This window comes from Mesorhizobium sp. M4A.F.Ca.ET.050.02.1.1, from assembly GCF_003997725.1.
GTDB lineage: Bacteria > Pseudomonadota > Alphaproteobacteria > Rhizobiales > Rhizobiaceae > Mesorhizobium.
In genome coordinates, this window is sequence record NZ_RZSG01001225.1 from 1 (window position 1) to 1,102 (window position 1,102).

General features: G+C 65.2%; 1 protein-coding gene. It reads left to right on the forward strand.

What is annotated here, in order from left to right; genetic code table 11:
• On the forward strand, positions 1-1,102 hold a 1,102-nt coding region (locus tag EOA33_RS36500; RefSeq protein WP_145989539.1), incomplete at both ends, for a (2Fe-2S)-binding protein.

Sequence of the window (1,102 nt, forward strand, 5' to 3'; positions counted from 1 at the left end):
GCAACGACCCCGACATCTTCGCGCTCGGCGAATGCGCCGAGGTCAACGGCATGGTTTACGGTCTGGTGGCGCCGCTCTACGAGATGGCGCGCGTCGCCGCCAGCCAGCTTGCCGGCGACGAGACGGCCGCCTTCGTGCATTCCGACACGCCGACCAAGCTCAAGGTCACCGGCATCGAGCTGTTCTCGCTCGGCGACTTCGCCGATGGCGACGACCGCCAGGAGATCGTGCTGCGCGATGCCTCGGCCGGCGTCTACAAGCGCCTGGTGCTGAAGGACGACCGCATCATTGGCACCGTGCTCTATGGCGAGACCGCCGATGGCGCCTGGTTCAACGACCTGAAGAAGAAGCAGACCGATATTTCGGAGATGCGCGACACGCTTATCTTCGGCCAGTCATACCAGGGGGGTGCCCCCCTGGACCCTATGGCGGCCGTTGCAGCCTTGCCGGATGATGCGGAAATCTGCGGCTGCAACGGCGTCTGCAAGGGCAAGATCATCGGTGCGATCACCGGCAAGGGCCTGACCTCGCTCGACGATGTCCGGGCGCATACCAAGGCGTCGGCTTCCTGCGGCTCTTGCACGGGGCTGGTCGAGAAGCTGATGGTGCTGACCCTCGGCGACACGTACAACCCGGCCGCCGTGCAGCCGATGTGCTCCTGCACCGCGCTCGGCCACGACGAGGTGCGCCGGCTGATCAAGGCCAAGGGACTGAAGACCATTCCGGCGGTGATGCAGGAGCTGGAGTGGAAGACCTCCTGCGGCTGCGCCAAATGCCGGCCGGCGCTCAACTACTATCTCGTCTGCGACTGGCCGGACGAATATGCCGATGACTACCAGTCGCGCTTCATCAACGAGCGTGTCCACGCCAACATCCAGAAGGACGGCACCTATTCGGTGGTGCCGCGCATGTGGGGCGGCGTCACCAGCGCCTCCGAACTGCGCGCCATCGCCGACGTCGTCGACAAGTTCGAGATCCCGATGGTCAAGGTCACCGGCGGCCAGCGCATCGATATGCTAGGCATCCGCAAGGAGGACTTGCCGGCGGTGTGGGCCGATCTCGGCCAGGCCGGTTTCGTCTCAGGCCATGCCTACGCCAAGGG